General features: G+C 44.0%; 17 protein-coding genes. 7 read left to right on the forward strand and 10 right to left on the reverse strand.

All coding sequences use genetic code 11. The features are described 5' to 3' along the window. Positions 1–157: 157 nt before the first annotated feature. Complete coding sequence (locus tag IE130_RS05780) at positions 158–2,263, reverse strand: 1-deoxy-D-xylulose-5-phosphate synthase (protein WP_264997213.1); 2,106 nt, start codon at positions 2,261–2,263, stop codon at positions 158–160. A 588-nt stretch (positions 2,264–2,851) separates the two neighbouring features. On the opposite strand from IE130_RS05780, the gene ribA reads away from it, so the two are divergent. The 3 genes from ribA (at position 2,852) to IE130_RS05795 (ending at position 5,432) form a co-directional block, all read left to right on the forward strand. Further along, positions 2,852–3,526 carry a GTP cyclohydrolase II gene (gene ribA / locus IE130_RS05785; RefSeq protein WP_189583066.1) on the forward strand — a complete coding sequence of 225 codons (675 nt, stop codon included), beginning with the start codon at positions 2,852–2,854 and terminating at the stop codon, positions 3,524–3,526. Between the two features lie 8 nt (positions 3,527–3,534). Beyond that, the gene (gene hemF / locus IE130_RS05790; RefSeq protein WP_189583069.1) at positions 3,535–4,569 is read left to right on the forward strand and encodes an oxygen-dependent coproporphyrinogen oxidase; all 1,035 of its coding nucleotides are present in this window, start codon (positions 3,535–3,537) and stop codon (positions 4,567–4,569) included. A 386-nt stretch (positions 4,570–4,955) separates the two neighbouring features. Next, the gene (locus tag IE130_RS05795; RefSeq protein ID WP_189583072.1) at positions 4,956–5,432 is read left to right on the forward strand and encodes a c-type cytochrome; all 477 of its coding nucleotides are present in this window, start codon (positions 4,956–4,958) and stop codon (positions 5,430–5,432) included. 137 nt (positions 5,433–5,569) lie between these two features. Here the strand turns inward: IE130_RS05795 and IE130_RS05800 are convergent, their stop codons facing one another. The 3 genes from IE130_RS05800 to IE130_RS05810 all read right to left on the reverse strand — a co-directional run bounded on the left by IE130_RS05800 (position 5,570) and on the right by IE130_RS05810 (position 8,078). Beyond that, complete coding sequence (locus IE130_RS05800) at positions 5,570–6,559, reverse strand: mechanosensitive ion channel family protein (RefSeq protein ID WP_189583075.1); 990 nt, start codon at positions 6,557–6,559, stop codon at positions 5,570–5,572. A 70-nt stretch (positions 6,560–6,629) separates the two neighbouring features. Then, on the reverse strand, positions 6,630–7,196 hold the full coding sequence (gene gloA / locus IE130_RS05805) for a lactoylglutathione lyase (protein ID WP_189583078.1): 567 nt from the start codon (positions 7,194–7,196) through the stop codon (positions 6,630–6,632). Between the two features lie 243 nt (positions 7,197–7,439). Further along, on the reverse strand, positions 7,440–8,078 hold the full coding sequence (locus IE130_RS05810) for a carbonic anhydrase (RefSeq protein ID WP_189583081.1): 639 nt from the start codon (positions 8,076–8,078) through the stop codon (positions 7,440–7,442). 657 nt (positions 8,079–8,735) lie between these two features. Here IE130_RS05810 and potA point away from each other — a divergent pair. The 4 genes from potA to IE130_RS05830 all read left to right on the forward strand — a co-directional run bounded on the left by potA (position 8,736) and on the right by IE130_RS05830 (position 12,687). Beyond that, complete coding sequence (potA, locus tag IE130_RS05815) at positions 8,736–10,010, forward strand: spermidine/putrescine ABC transporter ATP-binding protein PotA (protein WP_189583084.1); 1,275 nt, start codon at positions 8,736–8,738, stop codon at positions 10,008–10,010. Further along, positions 10,010–10,897 carry a spermidine/putrescine ABC transporter permease PotB gene (gene potB, locus IE130_RS05820; RefSeq protein WP_010195883.1) on the forward strand — a complete coding sequence of 296 codons (888 nt, stop codon included), beginning with the start codon at positions 10,010–10,012 and terminating at the stop codon, positions 10,895–10,897. The genes potA and potB overlap by 1 nt, the downstream gene beginning before the upstream one ends. Then, on the forward strand, positions 10,897–11,703 hold the full coding sequence (gene potC / locus IE130_RS05825) for a spermidine/putrescine ABC transporter permease PotC (RefSeq protein WP_189583087.1): 807 nt from the start codon (positions 10,897–10,899) through the stop codon (positions 11,701–11,703). Before potB ends, potC begins: the two co-directional genes overlap by 1 nt. 93 nt (positions 11,704–11,796) lie before the next feature. Then, positions 11,797–12,687, forward strand: coding sequence for a LysR family transcriptional regulator (locus IE130_RS05830; RefSeq protein WP_189583090.1), 891 nt, complete (start codon positions 11,797–11,799; stop codon positions 12,685–12,687). Positions 12,688–12,937: 250 nt separating this feature from the next. On the opposite strand, the gene IE130_RS05835 is transcribed toward IE130_RS05830, so the two are convergent. The 6 genes from IE130_RS05835 to IE130_RS05860 form a co-directional block, all read right to left on the reverse strand. Continuing rightward, positions 12,938–13,153, reverse strand: a complete 216-nt coding sequence (locus IE130_RS05835) for a DUF4926 domain-containing protein (RefSeq protein ID WP_189583093.1) — start codon at positions 13,151–13,153, stop codon at positions 12,938–12,940. 103 nt (positions 13,154–13,256) lie between these two features. Then, positions 13,257–13,688 (reverse strand): DUF6789 family protein, encoded by a 432-nt coding sequence (locus tag IE130_RS05840; RefSeq protein WP_189583096.1) that lies wholly within the window; start codon positions 13,686–13,688, stop codon positions 13,257–13,259. Between the two features lie 194 nt (positions 13,689–13,882). After that, a complete protein-coding gene (locus IE130_RS05845; RefSeq protein ID WP_201574453.1) occupies positions 13,883–15,322 on the reverse strand; it encodes a patatin-like phospholipase family protein in 1,440 nt (479 codons plus the stop codon). 243 nt (positions 15,323–15,565) lie between these two features. Then, complete coding sequence (gene crcB / locus IE130_RS05850) at positions 15,566–15,937, reverse strand: fluoride efflux transporter CrcB (RefSeq protein WP_189583099.1); 372 nt, start codon at positions 15,935–15,937, stop codon at positions 15,566–15,568. 55 nt (positions 15,938–15,992) lie between these two features. Continuing rightward, positions 15,993–17,051, reverse strand: a complete 1,059-nt coding sequence (tsaD, locus tag IE130_RS05855; RefSeq protein WP_189583103.1) for a tRNA (adenosine(37)-N6)-threonylcarbamoyltransferase complex transferase subunit TsaD — start codon at positions 17,049–17,051, stop codon at positions 15,993–15,995. Positions 17,052–17,302: 251 nt separating this feature from the next. Further along, positions 17,303–17,818 (reverse strand): c-type cytochrome, encoded by a 516-nt coding sequence (locus IE130_RS05860; protein ID WP_189583106.1) that lies wholly within the window; start codon positions 17,816–17,818, stop codon positions 17,303–17,305. Positions 17,819–17,892: the final 74 nt, after the last annotated feature.

The raw sequence follows: 17,892 nt of genomic DNA on the forward strand, positions 1-17,892 counted from the left end.
CGAAAAAACCATTACGCTCACAAAACCAACCATTATTTTGGTGGTCGTCACGAACTGCGCAAGTTGTAAAAAAGTCAGCACCCACGGCTAAGTAGGCGTTATATCTATTGATCAAGCTATCTGTTTTTTTACTTAAACAGGTAGCTATCAAAACATTTTACGATAATAAGTTTTGTAGTTGGTCAACCACGCCTTGGACATCTAAACCACAATCAGCCCATTGCTCAGCTTGTGAACCATGCGCGATAAAGCGATCAGCGATGCCAATATTACAGACAGCCGGACGACTATTTTTGAAGGCTAGCGATTCGTTAAGCAAATACTCATTGACCGCACTACCTGCGCCGCCCATCGTCATATGCTCTTCTAAGGTCGCGATATGCGTGATACCTTGCTCAATTAAGGTTTCGAGCAATTTAGTATCTAACGGTTTTACCCAGCGCATATTGACCACATGCACCTGACAGTCTGGCTCTGCATTTAGTTCTGAATCATCATTGGCGATAGCTTGTGCTGCTTGCTGAGCCGTCGCAAACATCGTTCCAAATGCCAGTAGCGCCAGTTTATTAGGCGCATTGTCGTTACCTAATACCGCTTCTACCACTGCCTCGCCGATGTTATAAGTTTGTGCTGGTTGAGTAATAATAGCCCCAGTACCGACACCGCGCGGATAGCGTACGGCTGTACAACCTTGGTACTCATAACAGGTATTGAGCAAATGGTAGCATTCGTTCTCGTCTTTTGGCGCGGCAATCAGCATGTTGGGCACGCAGCGTAAAAAGGCAAAATCAAACACGCCTGCATGAGTAGCGCCATCTTCACCAACCAGACCCGCGCGATCGATAGCAAAGGTCACATCAAGGTTTTGCAACGCCACATCATGAATTAACTGATCGTAACCACGTTGCAAGAACGTCGAATAAATCGCCACGATAGGTTTAACGCCTTGGGTCGCCATACCAGCGGCCAGCGTCACCGCATGTTGTTCAGCGATAGCAACATCAAAAAAACGCGTTGGGAAATGATGAGCAAAGTCGATCATCCCCGAGCCTTCTTCCATAGCAGGCGTAATAGCCAGCAACTTATCGTCTGCCGCTGCTTTATCACATAAGAACTGACCGAATACTTGCGAGTACTTTAAGGCAGGCCTAGTTTTTGGAATGTCAGCTTTTGGAATATCAATTTTTGGAGTATTAGTTGCTGAAACTCTGCCTTCTGTAGATTTTGCTTCATCATCTTCAATAGGCAATTTACCGATAGCATGATAGCCAACTGGATCTAATTCAGCTGGCGCAAAACCCTTACCTTTAGTGGTATAAATATGGACTAACACCGGACCCTTTACTTGCTTGGCAAGCGACAATACTCGTAGCAGCTCAGGCACATTATGTCCGTCAAAGGGACCAAAGTAAGTAAAGCCAACCGCTTTGAATAAATTGTCTTCTAGCTGCGGCACATCGCGCATTTCTTTATGGCGTTTACGGCGGTCAAACGCTTGCATATCAGGGCGCTGGCATAGCACTGGCTCGCCTGCATCAGAGATATCAACTTGATAGCCTGATTCCCACAGCATGGCTAAATGCCGTGAAAAGCCACCGATAGAGCAAGATATCGACATGTCGTTGTCATTTAAAATAACCAACAGATCCGCATCTTGTTGCACCGCATCATTCATGGCTTCAAACGCCATACCACCGGTCATCGCGCCATCACCAATAATACAAGCCACGGTTTGCGCGCGACCTTGGTAACGTAGTGCCAGACTCATGCCTAGACCAGCTGAAATGGAAGTCGATGAATGCCCAACACCAAACGTATCGTAAGCTGACTCAGCACGCTCAGGAAAAGCGGTCAAACCGTCTTTAGAACGAATCGTTCCGAGCTTATCGCGACGACCTGTCAGTACTTTATGCGCATAAGCTTGGTGACCCACATCCCAAACGATCTGATCTTGCGGCGCATCTAATAAGTAATGCAGCGCAATCGTCAGCTCAACCACCCCTAAATTTGCACCGAAATGTCCGCCACTCTGACCCGCTGAATACAATAAAAAAAGCCGCAATTCATCAGCCAAATTAATAAGCTGCGCGGTAGTAAATTTTTTCAGATCAGAGGGCGTATTGATCGCATCGAGTAGCGGTGTATGAGGACGCACACGTGGAATCACTGCATACGTCTGTTGCAGACTGGATAGCTTAGCAGCAGACTCCATGGCTGACGCAGATACTGACTGAGACTGTGGGGAATAAGGTGACTGCTGCATAAACCGTACGATACCTACCAATCTGCTGACAAGGGATTACCCTAGAATATTACTATGGTTATCAATAACTAAGTGGCGTTAATAATAGTGGCGTTAATAATAGTGGCGTTAATAATAGTGGCGTTAATAATAGTGGCGTTAATAATAGTGGCGTTAATAATAGCAATAATCACGACACCATGATGGATGTCATTGACTATAAATTACTGATAGCGCTTATCGCTTATATAATGACGCATAGCAATAAGTACGCCGCCATAATAGACGACGATGGTCTTAACGCTGTGACACCAAGTATTGCTATTATGCCTCATTGTCTGGCATCAATATCAGACGTTAGTGACGACATAGTAATGTAAGGGCAAAGACTTGTCACTGTATCCGTTAAAATAGTATGGCATAATAGCATTATTTTTTAATTGTCGCTTTAATCATCGTGCGTCGTCTGTGAACTTTGTGTGTTTTTATAATAAGCGCTATAAACACGTTGTCTTCACGAACCGGTTATACTGATAACCTCTTAACCATAATAATATGGCTATGCCAAAATCCGCTACCGCCTCGATGATCGGCTCATGTAGGACATTAATGTCATATCAATTTATCACCAGCGCCACACTACCTACTCGTCACGGCGAGTTTGATATCCATATCTTTGAAAATGAAGACGGTCAAGAGCATGTGATGCTGACGGTCGGTCTGTCTGTGGTTGAGCAAAATAAAGACGCTGTCGATGTCTTGACGCAAAAGCAGGACACGCTAGCAGAACGACCTATCCCATTGGTGCGTATTCACTCTGAATGCTTGACTGGTGATGCATTTAGTTCATTGAAGTGTGACTGTGGCCCCCAGCTTAATACAGCGATGCAAGCGATACAAGAAACCGGTTACGGGGCAATTCTTTACCTGCGCCAAGAAGGTCGCGGCATTGGGCTGACCAATAAGATCCGTGCCTATGCGCTGCAAGATCAAGGGCATGATACCTTAGATGCCAATCTGATGTTAGGCTTGCCTGCTGACGCGCGCGTTTATGATATGTGCAGCCCGATGCTCGCCCATGTGGGCGTTGATGCAGTGAGACTGATCACCAATAATCCAGAAAAAGTTGCTTATTTGACTGCCCATGGTATCGATGTCGTGGAGCGAGTACCATTGGTCGTTGGCGTTAACGACATGAATGCAGACTATCTGGCCACCAAGCGTGATCGTATGGGACATTTACTCGATAAAGAATTCAATACCGCAATACACCTGAATAAATAGATATTTTTATGAACAATCAAAATTTAGACAACAATGCAAACCTCTTAACTACAGACTCTGCAAACCTAGAATCGAAAAAACCGGAATCGAAGAAAACAGTCACTCCGACCAGCGATGATATCACGCGCGTGCGTGCGTTTTTAGTCGATTTGCAAGCGCGTATTTGCCAAGCGTTAGAAGCACAAGAGCGCGACGGTGGAGGTACGGCAACTTTTGTTCCCGACGATTGGAAGCGTCCTGAAGGCGGCGGCGGTAGGTCTTGTGTATTGGCAGACGGTGAAGTGATTGAAAAAGCGGGAGTCATGTTTAGCCATATTCATGTCCATAACTTACCCGCCTCAGCCACCGCGCGTCACCCCGATATTGCAGGTCGCAAAGCACAAGCCATGGGTGTGTCATTGGTTGTTCATCCCAAAAATCCCAATGTCCCTACCAGTCATGCCAACGTACGCTTGTTCATCGCCGAAGCCGAGGGCGAAGCCCCCATTTGGTGGTTTGGTGGTGGGTTTGATTTGACCCCGTTTTATCCAGTATTAGCCGACTGTGTCCATTGGCACCAAGTCTGTCACGACCTATGCGCGCCCTTTGGCGACACTGTCTACCCTGACTTTAAACAATGGTGCGATGAGTATTTCCATTTGCGCCATCGTGATGAGCAACGCGGTATCGGTGGTCTATTCTATGATGATGTCAATACTGACAGCCGTGGCTGGGACTTTGAGACTTGCTTTAACTTTATGAAAGCCGTGGGCAATGGTTATCTTGACGGTATCATGCCGATTTTTGAACAGCGTAAAAATACGCCTTATACCGAAGCACAGCGTGAGTTTCAGCTCTATCGTCGTGGTCGCTACGTCGAGTACAATCTGGTCTACGATCGTGGCACGCTATTTGGGCTACAGAGTAATGGACGTATTGAGTCAATTCTAGTCAGTATGCCGCCGCTTGCCAGCTGGCATTATCGATTCGAGCCGGAACCTAGCACACCTGAGTTTGAGTTAACCGACTTTTACTTAAAACCGCGTGATTGGTTAGCGCTATAGGTGTTGTAAATATCACGGTATTCATACTTTTTGAAAATATTAAGAAGGTCAGCTACTATCGCTGGCCTTTTTTTATTGTCAGTACTGTTTAAACCACCCACTCTCTCGTCGTTATTGTAAAAAATATGTTGTGTAACTACCATACAATCATCGCAACCAACCATAAGCAGCCATACCTAAGTTAAGTTATACTTATTTAAAATATTACGAGGATATAACAACTATATAATTCCCATCGCCCAGATAACCGTTACAATAGAAGGCATTCTTTATTAGCAACTGTGCTCAAAAGAATTTTAGGCAGTATTTTGTATAACTATATTTTACGACAAAGCGAGCGTTTGTAATCGCGCTTACTATTAGCCAAGTTTAAAGGAGTAAGTCATATGGCACAGGTTTATACCAATAAATCTTTCAAATCTTTGGTTAGCATTACTTTGATGGCAGCTGCACTGGGTCTAACGGCCTGTAGCACCTCAACAGAATCTAACCCTGACGTGCAAGCGCGTCAAGACACTATGAAAAACTGGGGCGATGCAATGGGCGTCATGGGTGATATGGCAAAAGCACCTGACACATTTGATTCTGAAGTATTTAAAGAGCAAGCGGCATTCTTGGCAGAAGATGCCGCCAAGCCTTGGAGTCATTTTGAAGATCCAGAAGCGGTAGGTAATGCTACTGAAGCGGTTTGGTCTAATGCGGATGAGTTCCGTGCAGAAGCCGACAACTTTCAAAAAGTCACCGCTGAGCTAAGCGCTACCGCACAAACTGCCACTAGCATGGATGACGTCAAGCCTGCCTTTGGTCAAGTTGGTGCAAGCTGCAAATCATGTCATACAGATTTTAGAGCTAAAACTGAATAAATACCCGTTGATTGATAACAAAAAAACCGCCGTATCCTTTGATATGGCGGTTTTTTTAATGTCGTTTGAGAGATCGCTTACTTAGGCAATAGACTTGGCGACTCTATTGAACAAACAGAATTGCCTCATCAGTTCAACTACTCTGTCGCGGCTTTATTAACATCAATAGCTTGTTGCTCATTTTGTTGCTCATTGATTTTATTGACAATCGCTTTTACGGAGGGGTCACTCAAGTCGATAGTGCGTATCGGGAAAGGAATATTCACGCCTGCTGCATCAAGGGCCTTCTTAATTTCTACGATCACTTGATGAATAGAAGCAACTTTATTAGCCTGCGTACCATCTTCAATAAACCAGCGCACCATCAGATCCATAGATGATCCGCCAAATCCCGTTGCAATCACGCTTGGCTTAGATTTAGTGGAAACACTACCCACTTTATCCAATGCTTGCATAATCTCAGCTTTCGCCGCTTCGATATCATCTTCATAACCAATGCCGACCGCCACTTGTAAACGACGCTGTTTGTAGGCGGTATTGACAGTCAATGCTGAGGTATATAGGTCTGAGTTTGGAATAACGACTTGTCGACCATCATAAGTCTTGATGGTGGTTGCACGGATTTTAATATCCTCAACTGTACCCTCATATTCTCCAGAAACGATCTGATCGCCAATACGAAACGGCTCCGAGATGAGTAGCAAAATACCCGATAGTAGGTTTTGAAAAATATCTTTGAAAGCAAAACCAATCGCGACCGAACCAATACCGAGTGCGCCAATCAGCTTGGCAGGCGTAAATCCTGGTACGGCGATCACCATGGCAATCATGAAGCCAATAAAAATAATCAGCGCGCCGCCTACCCGTTGAAACACTTTGACCAAGTTCTGATGCCGACTACGGCTACCCAGCAATTTGTAGACGATTTTTTTGAAAACGATTGATAGAAACCAAAAAATCAGAACAACGATAATCGACGCTACAAAGTACGGAATACGCTCAACAAAGCCGATAAATATTCCATTCGCCGAATCAATAATACTTTGATAAGTAAAAACATCAGTCGTTGTCGCTGAGTTAATCGTCGCTGGATCAGCAGTAGTAGGGTTTGCCTCAGGGCTGGGCATGCAGGGATCACTCCTTAAATTATTAAACTTTTTTATTCATCAATGCTTATATTTTTTAACTGTCTAACATTTAGCGCATCAAATCTGCTTGTACGATTTCAATCCAGTAACCGTCTACATCTTTAATAAAGGCAATGTTTTTCATGCTGCCATCTTCTGGACGCTTTTTGAATTCGACGTCATTTTTATCAAACCAAGCAACCGCTTCATTTAAACTCGGTACGCTAAAGCAAATATGACCAAAACCTTGCGGATCTTGATTACCGTCATGATAGCTAAAGTCAGCCTTTGTCTCAGTACCGTAGTTGTGCGTTAACTCTAAAATACCACGCTGACGGAAGGCAAAGATTTCTAGATCATCGCCAGTTGGCAAGTTTTCGCGCTCGCTTTCGGTCAACTTGGCCAAGAAATATAAGTCGAATCCCATGTCAGGGAACTTCTTAACAGCAAGCAAAGTCATACCCAAAACACCGGTGTAAAACGCTAATGATTTTGCAGGGTCTTTCACGCGTAGCATCGTATGGTTAAAAGTGAAGCCAGTAGTTTTTGATGAGATTGACTGAACACCATCCGTGCTGACGCTGCTAGCAGGCTGGTTTATGATAGCGTCGTTATTGTTGTTAGATGAAGTAGACATAATTATCCTAATAGTTGAAGAGTTATTAATATTGAAAGACCAAAAAATCATGGTTGTCATGATTGGCCTAAAACTCTCATCATAATAAAAAATCGCGGGACTAGTGATAGGGTTTTGTAAGAGCTGATAGTCTATACAGTCAATCAATAGGGGTGTTTATATGAAATAACTCGGTGTAGCCGCACAAACCATACATCAAATAAGAGTAAGGCAGGCGCGACTTTATTAATAAAAGAATAATTATTAACTGTCTAAAAAACGCACTTTTCCTGTCTCTAAATCATACTCTGCACCAACGACCAATAACTGACCACTGCTGGTCAAATCCTCTAACGCTCGCGAACCATGCTTGAGCTGACTGACCGACATGCGCACGTTGGCACGTATCGAGCGATCGACCAGTTCATCAGCATCGACATCTTGCCCATTGGCAGTGGCGAGCTCATGAAGGTTGTAGACACTTGGGCGAATACGATCGACGATTGACTGTAAGTTTGGCGAATAATTTTGCTCAGGATTAATCAGCGCCTCGACGCAAGCAGTGACAGCGCCGCAATGCGAATGTCCTAAGACCACCACCAATTTTGTGCCAAACTTTTCGGCGGCAAACTCTACCGAACCGATTTGCGAAGGCGCAACCACATTACCCGCTACTCGAATGACAAACAAATCACCCAAGCCTTGATCAAATACAATCTCGACTGGTACGCGAGCATCCGAGCAACCCAAAATGATGGCCAGCGGGTCTTGATCGCTCACGAGTTCTGGACGTCGTTGCATCATTGGATCAGTGTTCGTCAGGCTATCAACGTAGCGCGCATTACCGTCTCTTAGTAGTTCGAGCGCTTCTAGACCTGTTTGTGGACGAGTATCATTAGGCATAAAGGGTCCTTGATTATCAAATGATTAGAATAATAAATCTCTGTTTTTGACCATGGCTGGCTAGGGCGTATCTTCATTTCAAAAATGGTGATAAAAATGAGATAAATTGCCGTCAAACAAGAAAAATAGCGCAGATAATATCGGGATATTAACCAGCTATTTGACGATGTTTGGCAAGATTTAGCCATTTTTAGCCATTTTTAGCCCATTTAAATGACTATCGAGTGAATTGAAGACACGCCCTAAGCATTTTGCCATACACAGCCGGCTCATTATATTTCTTAGCCACAAAATGATTGTATAGGAATAAAAGCAGAAAAATAATAAAAAAATCGCTTTTAATCTCGCTAGGGCGTGTCTTCATTTTAAGAACGATTATAAAAATGAGATAAATTGCCGTCAAGCGAGAAAAATAGCATGGATAGTCTCGGGATATTAACCAGCTATTTAACGATGTTTGGCAAAATTTTATTTTACAACAAAGTAGCATCGCTAACTTATAACGAACTGGCACTGACTTATATCCAAGGTTTGTTATAATACGCAGCAACCAAACCCTATTGATACCCATCGTTTATCCCCATACCAAACCACCTTGAAGGCAGTGCTTTAGACGTATAGCTGTACTGAAATGTTGGATGTTTAGGAACCAACCTTATGACCGAATCACCTTCAAACACGCACCAAGCTGCGGCGTCACTTGACACGGTACTGCTGCAACTGACGGGTATAAAAAAAACCTATGACCAAACCGAAGTATTAAAAGACATCAATCTCGATATCAAGCATGGTGAGTTTTTGACCTTGCTTGGCCCGTCAGGCTGCGGCAAGACGACATTGCTACGATTGATTGCCGGTTTTGAGCAGCCAAACGCTGGTGCTATCTATCTGGATGGCGTGCAGATGTCAGGCTTGCCAGCGGATAAGCGTCCGGTCAATACGGTGTTTCAGCAGTATGCCTTGTTTCCACATATGACCGTCGCCCAAAACGTGGCTTATGGTCTTAAAATTAAAAAAGTGCCTAAAGATGAGATTAAAACGCGCGTGCGCGACATGCTAGCAATGGTGCAATTAGAGCATCTCGCCAATCGTAAACCGCAGGATTTATCTGGTGGTCAGCAGCAGCGTGTTGCCATCGCACGGGCGGTCATTAATCGTCCTAAATTATTGTTGCTTGATGAGCCGCTATCGGCGCTCGACCACAAGCTACGTTTGCAAATGCAGTCTGAGCTTAAACGGCTACAGCGTGAGCTGGGCATTACCTTTGTCTTCGTCACCCATGACCAAGAAGAAGCACTATCGATGTCAGACCGTATTGCGGTGATGAAAGACGGCACCTTTCAGCAAATCGGCACACCTATCGAGATTTATGAAACGCCCGCGAATTTATTTACCGCCAAATTTATCGGTGAGACCAATCTATTCAAGGCAGAAGTCAAAGGCGTCTACGCTGACCAGCCAGATCGTGATGGCAAAGTCACTAACGGACGTATCGAAGTCGAAGTCTGTGAGGCGCAAGCGCAAGATGGCCCAACGACATTACGTAATTTGCGTCGTCCTGATTTTGCCAATGATGTGCAAGTAGGCGACATCGTCAATTTACTACTGCGCCCTGAAGATTTGCGAATTTATGATCCTAATGACGATGTTCATACTGGACTGTTTGGCCGAGTGATTGAAAGTAACTATAAAGGCAGCACTTTAGACTCGATTATTGAATTGGCAAACGGTCATATTATCAAGGCTTCTGAATTCTTTGATGAAGATGATCCCAGCTTTGATTATAAATTGAATGAAGCGGTCAAGGTCTCATGGGTTGATGGCTGGGAATGGGTGTTACCAGATGACAGTTCACTTGATCCCTCACTTGATCATTCAACCGCCAACTCAAGCGAACATCAAGGCATGTCTGTACAAAAGGATGGTAGCTGATGGCACGTACTAGCCGTTTCAATTTGGGCAGCAAAAGTCCATTTCGTACCGCCACGCTTTGGCTAATATGGGGTTGGCTACTGATATTTGCACTATTACCAAATATCCTAGTCATCGCTGTTAGTTTTTTGACCCGCGATAGCAGCGCTTTTATCAGCTTGCCGGTCAGCATCGACAGCTATGTACGCATAATTGATCCGTTGTATTTTGAGGTATTTGTCCATTCATTATGGATGGCAAGTATCACCACGGTTATCTGCTTGCTGCTTGGTTATCCTTTTGCGTGGCTGGTCTCTAAAGCCAAAACTCGCTGGCAGCCGCTGCTCATGATGCTATTGATATTGCCGTTTTGGACGAACTCTCTAGTACGCACTTATGCCCTCAAGTTATTGTTTGCTAATAATGGTTTGATTAATAAATTCTTGCTAGCGATAGGTGTGATTGATACTCCTATTGATATTTTATACACGCAAGGCGCGGTCATAGCGGGACTGACCTATTTGTTATTTCCTTTTATGGTATTGCCGTTGTATGCGGTCTTTACTGACTTGCGCAATGACATGCTACTCGCGTCGCAAGATTTGGGTGCATCGAGAAGGCAGACCTTTTGGCATGTGGTGCTACCACTCACAACACCAGGGATTATCTCTGGGGTACTGTTGGTGTTATTGCCAGCGATGGGTATGTTCTATGTGGCCGATATTTTGGGCGGCTCGCGCAACTTGTTGGTCGGTAATATTATCAAAAACCAATTTTTGGATGCGCGTGATTGGCCGTTTGGCGCAGCTGCCAGCGTATTATTGACCCTAGCGATGGCGGTATTATTACTCGCCTATCGTGCCAGTAGTCGCCGCATTGGCAAGACTGACTTTAATGAGGTGGCCTAATGTCTTATAGATCACCGAATAAAAAAACTCGTCCGCTTAAGATTGGCAGTATCGCCGCCAAAGGCTATCTCGGGCTGATTTATGCCTTGCTATATCTGCCCATTATCGTCCTAGTCGTGATGTCTTTTAACAAGTCAAAAATCGGCTACAACTGGGATGGCTTTAGCTTAAAGTGGTACGAATCACTATTTAATAACCAAGCCATGCTCGATGCATTTTGGCACTCTATTGTATTGGGCTTGGTTGCCGCGACTGTCTCGACTTTGATAGGAACGCTCACTGCCCTTGCCTTACACCGTTATAACTTTCGCGGTAAAGGCTTATTAAATGGGCTGTTATTTGTCCTGATGATGTCGCCTGAGATTGTATTGGCTATCTCATTATTGGCGCTGTTCCTACTAATCGGTTTGCAGTTGGGCTTTGTCTCACTACTATTGGCACACATTACTTTTTGCCTACCGTTTGTTGTGATTACTGTCTTTGCACGATTGAGTAGTTTAGATGAGCGCTTGATGGAAGCGGCACGCGATTTGGGCGCTAATGAATCGACCATGGTACGTACCGTGCTGATTCCCGTTATTTTGCCAGCAGTAATGGCAGGTTGGTTGCTCGCCTTTACCTTATCGCTAGATGACGTCGTGGTTTCAACCTTTGTCACGGGCCCTAGCTATGAGATATTACCGCTACGAATTTACTCGATGGTACGAGTAGGACTTAAGCCGGAAGTTAATGCTATTGGTACACTATTATTAGTCGCTTCTTTGATATTGGTCATTATCTCACAGCTACTGTTACGCAAGCGCTAGCTGTTGATGGCTCATTAATCATACGCTATGAATGAAAGTCAGCAACATATGTACTATAATGAATTTTTCTCAACTTAGCAGGCAGGTTGTCTTATGCTAGAGCTCCGCCATCTTAATACGTTAACTGCATTACGAGCGCATGGTTCACTTGCTGCGGCTGCCGATGAGCTGCATGTGACAGCTTCTGCGGTCTCGCATCAGCTAAAAGAGCTAGAGAATTATTACGATATTAGCTTGGTCAATCGCCGCACGCGTCCGCTGACTTTTACGCCAGCTGGCAAGACGGTATTGGCATTGGCAGACAGCATTATGCCGCAGGTCACTCGTACCAAATCCAATCTGAAACGCTTGGCACACGGTCAAGCAGGTAGATTACGCCTAGCATCCGAGTGTCACAGCTGCTTTGATTGGCTAATGCCGATACTTAATCATTATCGCCGCGAATGGTCGGATGTTGAGCTGGATTTTGCGACAGGTTTTGAGCCTGAGCCGCATCATTTATTAATAGAAGGTGATATTGATTTACTCATTACGACCAGTGATTTACCGATAGAGGGCATCAGCTATCAGCCGTTGTTTGAGTATGAGAGTCGCTTGGTGCTATCGCCAACGCATGATTTGGCGGTGCAGAAGTTTATTGAGCCGACTGATTTGACTGAAGAGACCTTGATTGCCTATCCAGTAGAGGCCAAGCGTCTCGATATTATTGCCAATTTTATGACGCCAGCGCAGGTCAGTTTTGATAGTATTCGTACGACAGAGTTGACGGCGATGCTGATTCAGCTGGTTGCTAGTGAACGCGGTGTGGCGGCATTGCCCGATTGGGTGGTTGCTGAATATGAGAAAAAAGGTTGGGTCGTCTCGCGACCGCTGGGTGATGGTGTGCATTGCCAGCTGTATGCAGCGACACGCACGTCAAGCCAAGATACCGCTTATATGCAAGGGTTTGCGAGTTTGCTACAAGGAATAGTAAAGCCGGTGTAATATTTCACTATTTACTAAATCATTCCAGTTAAGAAATATCGTTCGCTCTCTGACATTATGACGAGCGTTATGGTAAATGACGGTTCCCTAGTGAGGACTTGAACCTTGGTCTGTAGTCCCCGTGATTCCAATGGATATAGAATTTTATATTGAATCAATGTACATCTGAGTGTACTTAATGAGCTTGTGTTAATGGTTTTTTGACTAGGTTATTAGGTAGTCATTAATAGTCAGGACAATTCACCGTTAACTATTCGACATATGTTTCAGTGCTGGCAACCCAATAAAGGCTCATGTCTTCTTCTTTTAGAGATGCCATTTCAGTTGTACGGCCTTCATTATCAATAAACTCAATTAAGTACATAGGGGGATTTTGATCAAAAATATGTACTACAGTACCCAAATGACCTGCTCTGATATCGTCTTGAATATTTTTTGATACATTAATAACATCGTTTATATTCAATATACTGCTAATCCTTGTTTGTCATAAACTCTATTCTAGTTAAAATAGAAGACATGTTCATTAACCATGCCTTCTATTTTAACTAGAAAATTATAGACTAGCTCTAATGCGTACTAACCAGCTTGGCATAAGCTTTGCCCAATACGCCACCGAAGATTAAATGCAAAACTAAAGTAGCAATAGGAACCATTACACCACTAGGCATAGCCAAACCAAACAAACCATTGCCCATCATAGGCATAATAATGACCATCATCATAAGCCAACCAACCGTCCCGATGCCTAAGCCAATCATCGTAAAGTTTTTACTTCGATCTTTGCCAGAAAGTATCGCCATTGCAATACCATAACCGATAGAACCTACCATTATATGAGCTATCCAGGCTAAGGTGCGACTATCATTCATCATTGATGACAACATGGCAATGATATCTAAGTCAGGCATAATGCCCATCACGCTTTTTAACATCAATAGAAGCGACATAACCACGGTGGCCAAGAAGCCAGCAATTATTCCTGCAAGGTATTTATTCATTTTATATACTCCCTGTTTATAATATTTGGACCCAATTACTTCCTTAAATTGAGGCTTTAAATCTTATATATCATCACTAAATATATTATTTAAATCTAAACGGGTTAAGATACACATACAAGTCAAATTGAGTAATCACTCAGATATTTTTGTTATCTATTCTTATTTATAAAAGCCCTAGGTTATTTTATAGGTTACTTTGAGTCGTTAAGGAACGAATTAAATTCTATGGACTGTTCAAGCAAGCTACCGCTTAGCGCTCGCAGTTCATCGACTTGCTCTGGTTGTAGATGAAAAGTCGTTGGCATAGCATCAAATTTAGTCCGCTGATCTTTGTCTTTGATTTGATCAAAGGTCAATATGGAAAAGTGCACCTCTACCTGAGGCTCATTAGGGTCTCGCTGGGCGTTGACATGGTCTCCCCATTGCAAGAACTCTTTTTTTGCTAGTGATACCGTCTCATTATTTAACGTACCTAATGCTGTTTGACTAGAAGCTGAAATCGTCTCTAATAATCCTGGGTCTTCTCCATTTAATGACCATTTATGTTCGGGGTAGGTTTGGGCATTAGCAACAATCACCAGCACTCGTTTAACAGAACGCAATTGTTCAGGACTGAATGCGCCAGCCATATTAGGTACGTCGCCATACTGGTTGACAGGACTCATCATAGAGCCACGCACCCCCAAATTGTCAGTCACGCCACCATCTACCAAGCGTAGTATTGGCATCCTATCAGGATAGGAATAACGCTTTAAAGCACGAGCTATTCCGTAATTACGAGGTAAATGATCCTCTTGTCGCAACGCGTCATCGACCCATGGCTGATGACGCTGAGGACAATCAGAAAAATTGCGTAGCGCTATAGGGGCGAATATGCCAGGTACTGAGGAAGATGCCATCACAGCATTGGCTACAGGATATTTCGATAGGTCTGAGCACAGAAAATCAAACTGCTGCTGAGTGAATGAAAATGTTATGGCATTATTTAAGTCACTGGCATTGAGTATGACGTAAGGTAATTTGCCACGACTCATATCGGCAAAACTCTTTTGTCCAAATAAATTAAGATTTAAATCTTTCGCGACCAGATCGCCACGATTATAGTCAGAACGGCTGATAGACAGCAGATTTTTTGGGCTCAATCCTAGTCTTAGGAGACGAGACTGCCAATCCTCATACAAAAAATCTGACGCAAACTTCTCAAAAATTTTATCACCGAATAAACCATAATAAGCGGCTGTATAGCTACCGCCTGATACTGAAGTAATAACATCTACTTCATCTAGTAATCGGCGCTCTTTTCCCTCTATCATAACTGGCGTGTCGCGAAGTTTCTCAAGCACTCCATAGCTAAGCGCTGCTGCTCGTGTGCCACCACCAGAGAATGCTAACACAACGAATATGTCATCTGAGTTTTCAGGCAAACCATTGCGAAAATCGTAGCGATTTTCGGTGGTTCTTTCTATATCTGTTGATGGCTGGTTCCAGATGCGCTCGCTACAACCTATCAATAAGAATGAAGCCATAGCAATAGACAAACGAGATAAGATAAGGCTCAATCGATGCCAAAACTTTATTTTTGAATAGTGATAAATATGGCTACCTTTGATAGTAAATATGTTTAAGCTCATCTTTATCACCTTAAAGTGTTTTATCTACTATACAACTTATGCTCATTTTTTATCGCAGTTTCACTATTCAAAATAGCTGATAAGCAGCTTTGAGCCTATTAGAGATAGTGAATGATATATTAGGGTATACCCTATTGGAACCACCTAAAAAGTGCCAAAAACCAATTAATAGACCACTTAAAATAGACTGCAATAAAATAACTACTCAAATCAAACCATTAAGTGAGTAATATCTATCGAAGGTTACAAAACCAACTTAAACAAATAAAACCCCAGCGCCGTTGCCAATAATGTCAGTCCCACATGTAAACCGATGAGCGCCAATCCTGCCAGCAAACGGCCATCATTAATAAAGGTAAAGACCTCCGCGCTAAAAGTGCTAAACGTCGTCAGCCCACCCAAAAACCCAGTGATTACGAACAGTCTAACGTTGTCAGACAAGCCGCTACCCATCCGTCCGAACCACACTAGAGCGAGCCCTATTAACAAGCCGCCCAACACATTAGCGCCCAACGTACCTAGTGGTATCCAATGATGCAGCGGATTAAAGCGCGCAAGCCAGCCTCGCAAACACGCGCCCAGTGCGGCGCCTAAACCAATCGCAATCCACTGCATAGATCATCCTTAGGCTTAATAAAGGTTAACGAATAGCGTATTGAGAAAGTCACCTTTAAACTGCTGGTAGCTCTGTCATCGGCCAGCGCGGCACGCAGCTCACCGCCAAATCATCTGATTGACCCGCTTGCAGGCGCTCGTAACCGGCATAAGCAATCATCGCACCATTGTCCGTACATAACGCTGGCGGTGCATAATGGACAGTCGCGTTTATTTTGGCTAGCTCAGCTTCTAACGTCTCGCGCAAATGGGTATTGGCACTGACACCACCCGCAATCACCAAACGGCTCATCTCTGCTTGCTTGAGCGCTTTGATGGATTTTTTTACCAGTGTATCGACCATCGCGTGTTGGAAACTGGCAGCGATATCCGCGCGAACTTGTGGGTCGCTATCCGAGACATTACCCGAACCACCTGAGCATGGCGTGTCTTTGATTAGGTTATGCACGGCCGTTTTCATACCGCTAAAGGAAAAATCCAAACCACGATGTAACATCGGTCTTGGTAAACTGTAAGCATTTGGGTTGCCAGTCTCTGCCAGTTTGGCAATATTGGGACCACCAGGATAAGGTAAGCCCAACATTTTGGCGGCTTTATCAAAGCACTCACCTGCCGCATCATCTATCGATTCGCCCAATATCTCATACTGACCCACACCACGTGCGGCGATAAGCAAAGTATGCCCACCAGACACTAACAGCGAGACAAAAGGAAAAGCTGGAGGGTTTGCACCCATGAGCGGTGCCAACAGATGACCTTCCATATGATGGATACCAATCGCAGGAATGTCTAAGCCATATGCCAAGCTGCGTCCAAACAATGCACCCGTCATTAAAGCGCCAATAAGCCCGGGGCCTTTGGTATAAGCAATCGCATCGATCTCGCTTTTTTTGACGTCGCACTGCTCAAGCAACTCATTAAGCAAAGGCACCAGCTTGCGAATATGATCACGGCTGGCAAGCTCAGGTACAACGCCGCCGTAGAGTGCATGCAGCTCTATCTGTGAATACAATACCTGTCCAACCAGACCTTGATTGTCGCTGTTCATTTGCTCACTATCAAAAATCGCCAGTCCCGTCTCATCACAAGAGGTCTCTAAACCCAATACCTTCATACTTTTGCCTTTATACCTTTGTTTTCGAGCTGCTTTTTGCCGTTTTTTTATCTTACATCACTTTAGGAATTTGAATAGCGAATAAAATAAGCCAAATACTATTTCTAGTTCAACAAATAATTTTCGCACAGTCAGTCATATTCGTTAAGGTTGATATCAATAAAAAACGGGCATAAAAAAACCGCCATTGTCAGTCACAATGACGGTCAGTTTAACAAATTTCAATGGCTAATATATTCCATTAAGCCTCATTAGCTCACAGATGCTAGCATATAATCAACCGCTGCATGCACTTGCGCTTCAGTGACACCATTTACCGCTTGCGCTGGCATCTTATTAAAGCCTTTAGCGGAGTGACTATACAGCGTTTCTTTATCCTTGGTCAGACGAGCCGTCCAAGCCGCCGTATCGCCATATTTTGGCGCATTGAGCAAACCAGCAGCATGACAAACCTGACAGTTTGACTCATACAGTTTAGCACCAGCATCAGCAGCCAGCACTTCAGGCTCAGCAACAGTTTCAGGTGCTACCGCTTCTTCAACCATTATGTCGGTAGACTCTGTTTCTGCTTCAATTACAGGCTCAGGCGTCGTGATTTCAGGTTCTGCTACGACTGTTTCTTCAACGGCAGTATTAGCAGGTTCATTGGCTGCTGTACTCTCTTCAGTGGCCGTGTTATCGCCACTACAAGCACTCACTGCAAATATCACGCTCATACTGATTACAGACAATCTCAGTTTCTTCATATACGACTGTATATCAATCATGGTTTTACCCTTACTTAATAAGTCTGTAATCGGTTAATAATGCATTATATAAGCTCAAAATACTTGTCTATACT

Origin of the sequence: Psychrobacter glaciei, from assembly GCF_014652895.1 — a bacterium.
GTDB classification, from domain to species: Bacteria; Pseudomonadota; Gammaproteobacteria; order Pseudomonadales; family Moraxellaceae; genus Psychrobacter; species Psychrobacter glaciei.

Coding starts and splice junctions, on each gene's coding strand:
- IE130_RS05795 (WP_189583072.1), top strand. CDS start 4,956: ATGGCACAGGTTTATACCAATAAATCTTTCAAATCTTTGGTTAGCATT.
- crcB (WP_189583099.1), bottom strand. CDS start 15,937: ATGCAGTGGATTGCGATTGGTTTAGGCGCCGCACTGGGCGCGTGTTTG.
- IE130_RS05830 (WP_189583090.1), top strand. CDS start 11,797: ATGCTAGAGCTCCGCCATCTTAATACGTTAACTGCATTACGAGCGCAT.
- potB (WP_010195883.1), top strand. CDS start 10,010: ATGGCACGTACTAGCCGTTTCAATTTGGGCAGCAAAAGTCCATTTCGT.
- potC (WP_189583087.1), top strand. CDS start 10,897: ATGTCTTATAGATCACCGAATAAAAAAACTCGTCCGCTTAAGATTGGC.
- ribA (WP_189583066.1), top strand. CDS start 2,852: ATGTCATATCAATTTATCACCAGCGCCACACTACCTACTCGTCACGGC.
- IE130_RS05860 (WP_189583106.1), bottom strand. CDS start 17,818: ATGATTGATATACAGTCGTATATGAAGAAACTGAGATTGTCTGTAATC.
- potA (WP_189583084.1), top strand. CDS start 8,736: ATGACCGAATCACCTTCAAACACGCACCAAGCTGCGGCGTCACTTGAC.
- IE130_RS05800 (WP_189583075.1), bottom strand. CDS start 6,559: ATGCCCAGCCCTGAGGCAAACCCTACTACTGCTGATCCAGCGACGATT.
- IE130_RS05845 (WP_201574453.1), bottom strand. CDS start 15,322: ATGAGCTTAAACATATTTACTATCAAAGGTAGCCATATTTATCACTAT.
- IE130_RS05780 (WP_264997213.1), bottom strand. CDS start 2,263: ATGCAGCAGTCACCTTATTCCCCACAGTCTCAGTCAGTATCTGCGTCA.
- hemF (WP_189583069.1), top strand. CDS start 3,535: ATGAACAATCAAAATTTAGACAACAATGCAAACCTCTTAACTACAGAC.
- tsaD (WP_189583103.1), bottom strand. CDS start 17,051: ATGAAGGTATTGGGTTTAGAGACCTCTTGTGATGAGACGGGACTGGCG.
- IE130_RS05810 (WP_189583081.1), bottom strand. CDS start 8,078: ATGCCTAATGATACTCGTCCACAAACAGGTCTAGAAGCGCTCGAACTA.
- IE130_RS05840 (WP_189583096.1), bottom strand. CDS start 13,688: ATGAATAAATACCTTGCAGGAATAATTGCTGGCTTCTTGGCCACCGTG.
- gloA (WP_189583078.1), bottom strand. CDS start 7,196: ATGTCTACTTCATCTAACAACAATAACGACGCTATCATAAACCAGCCT.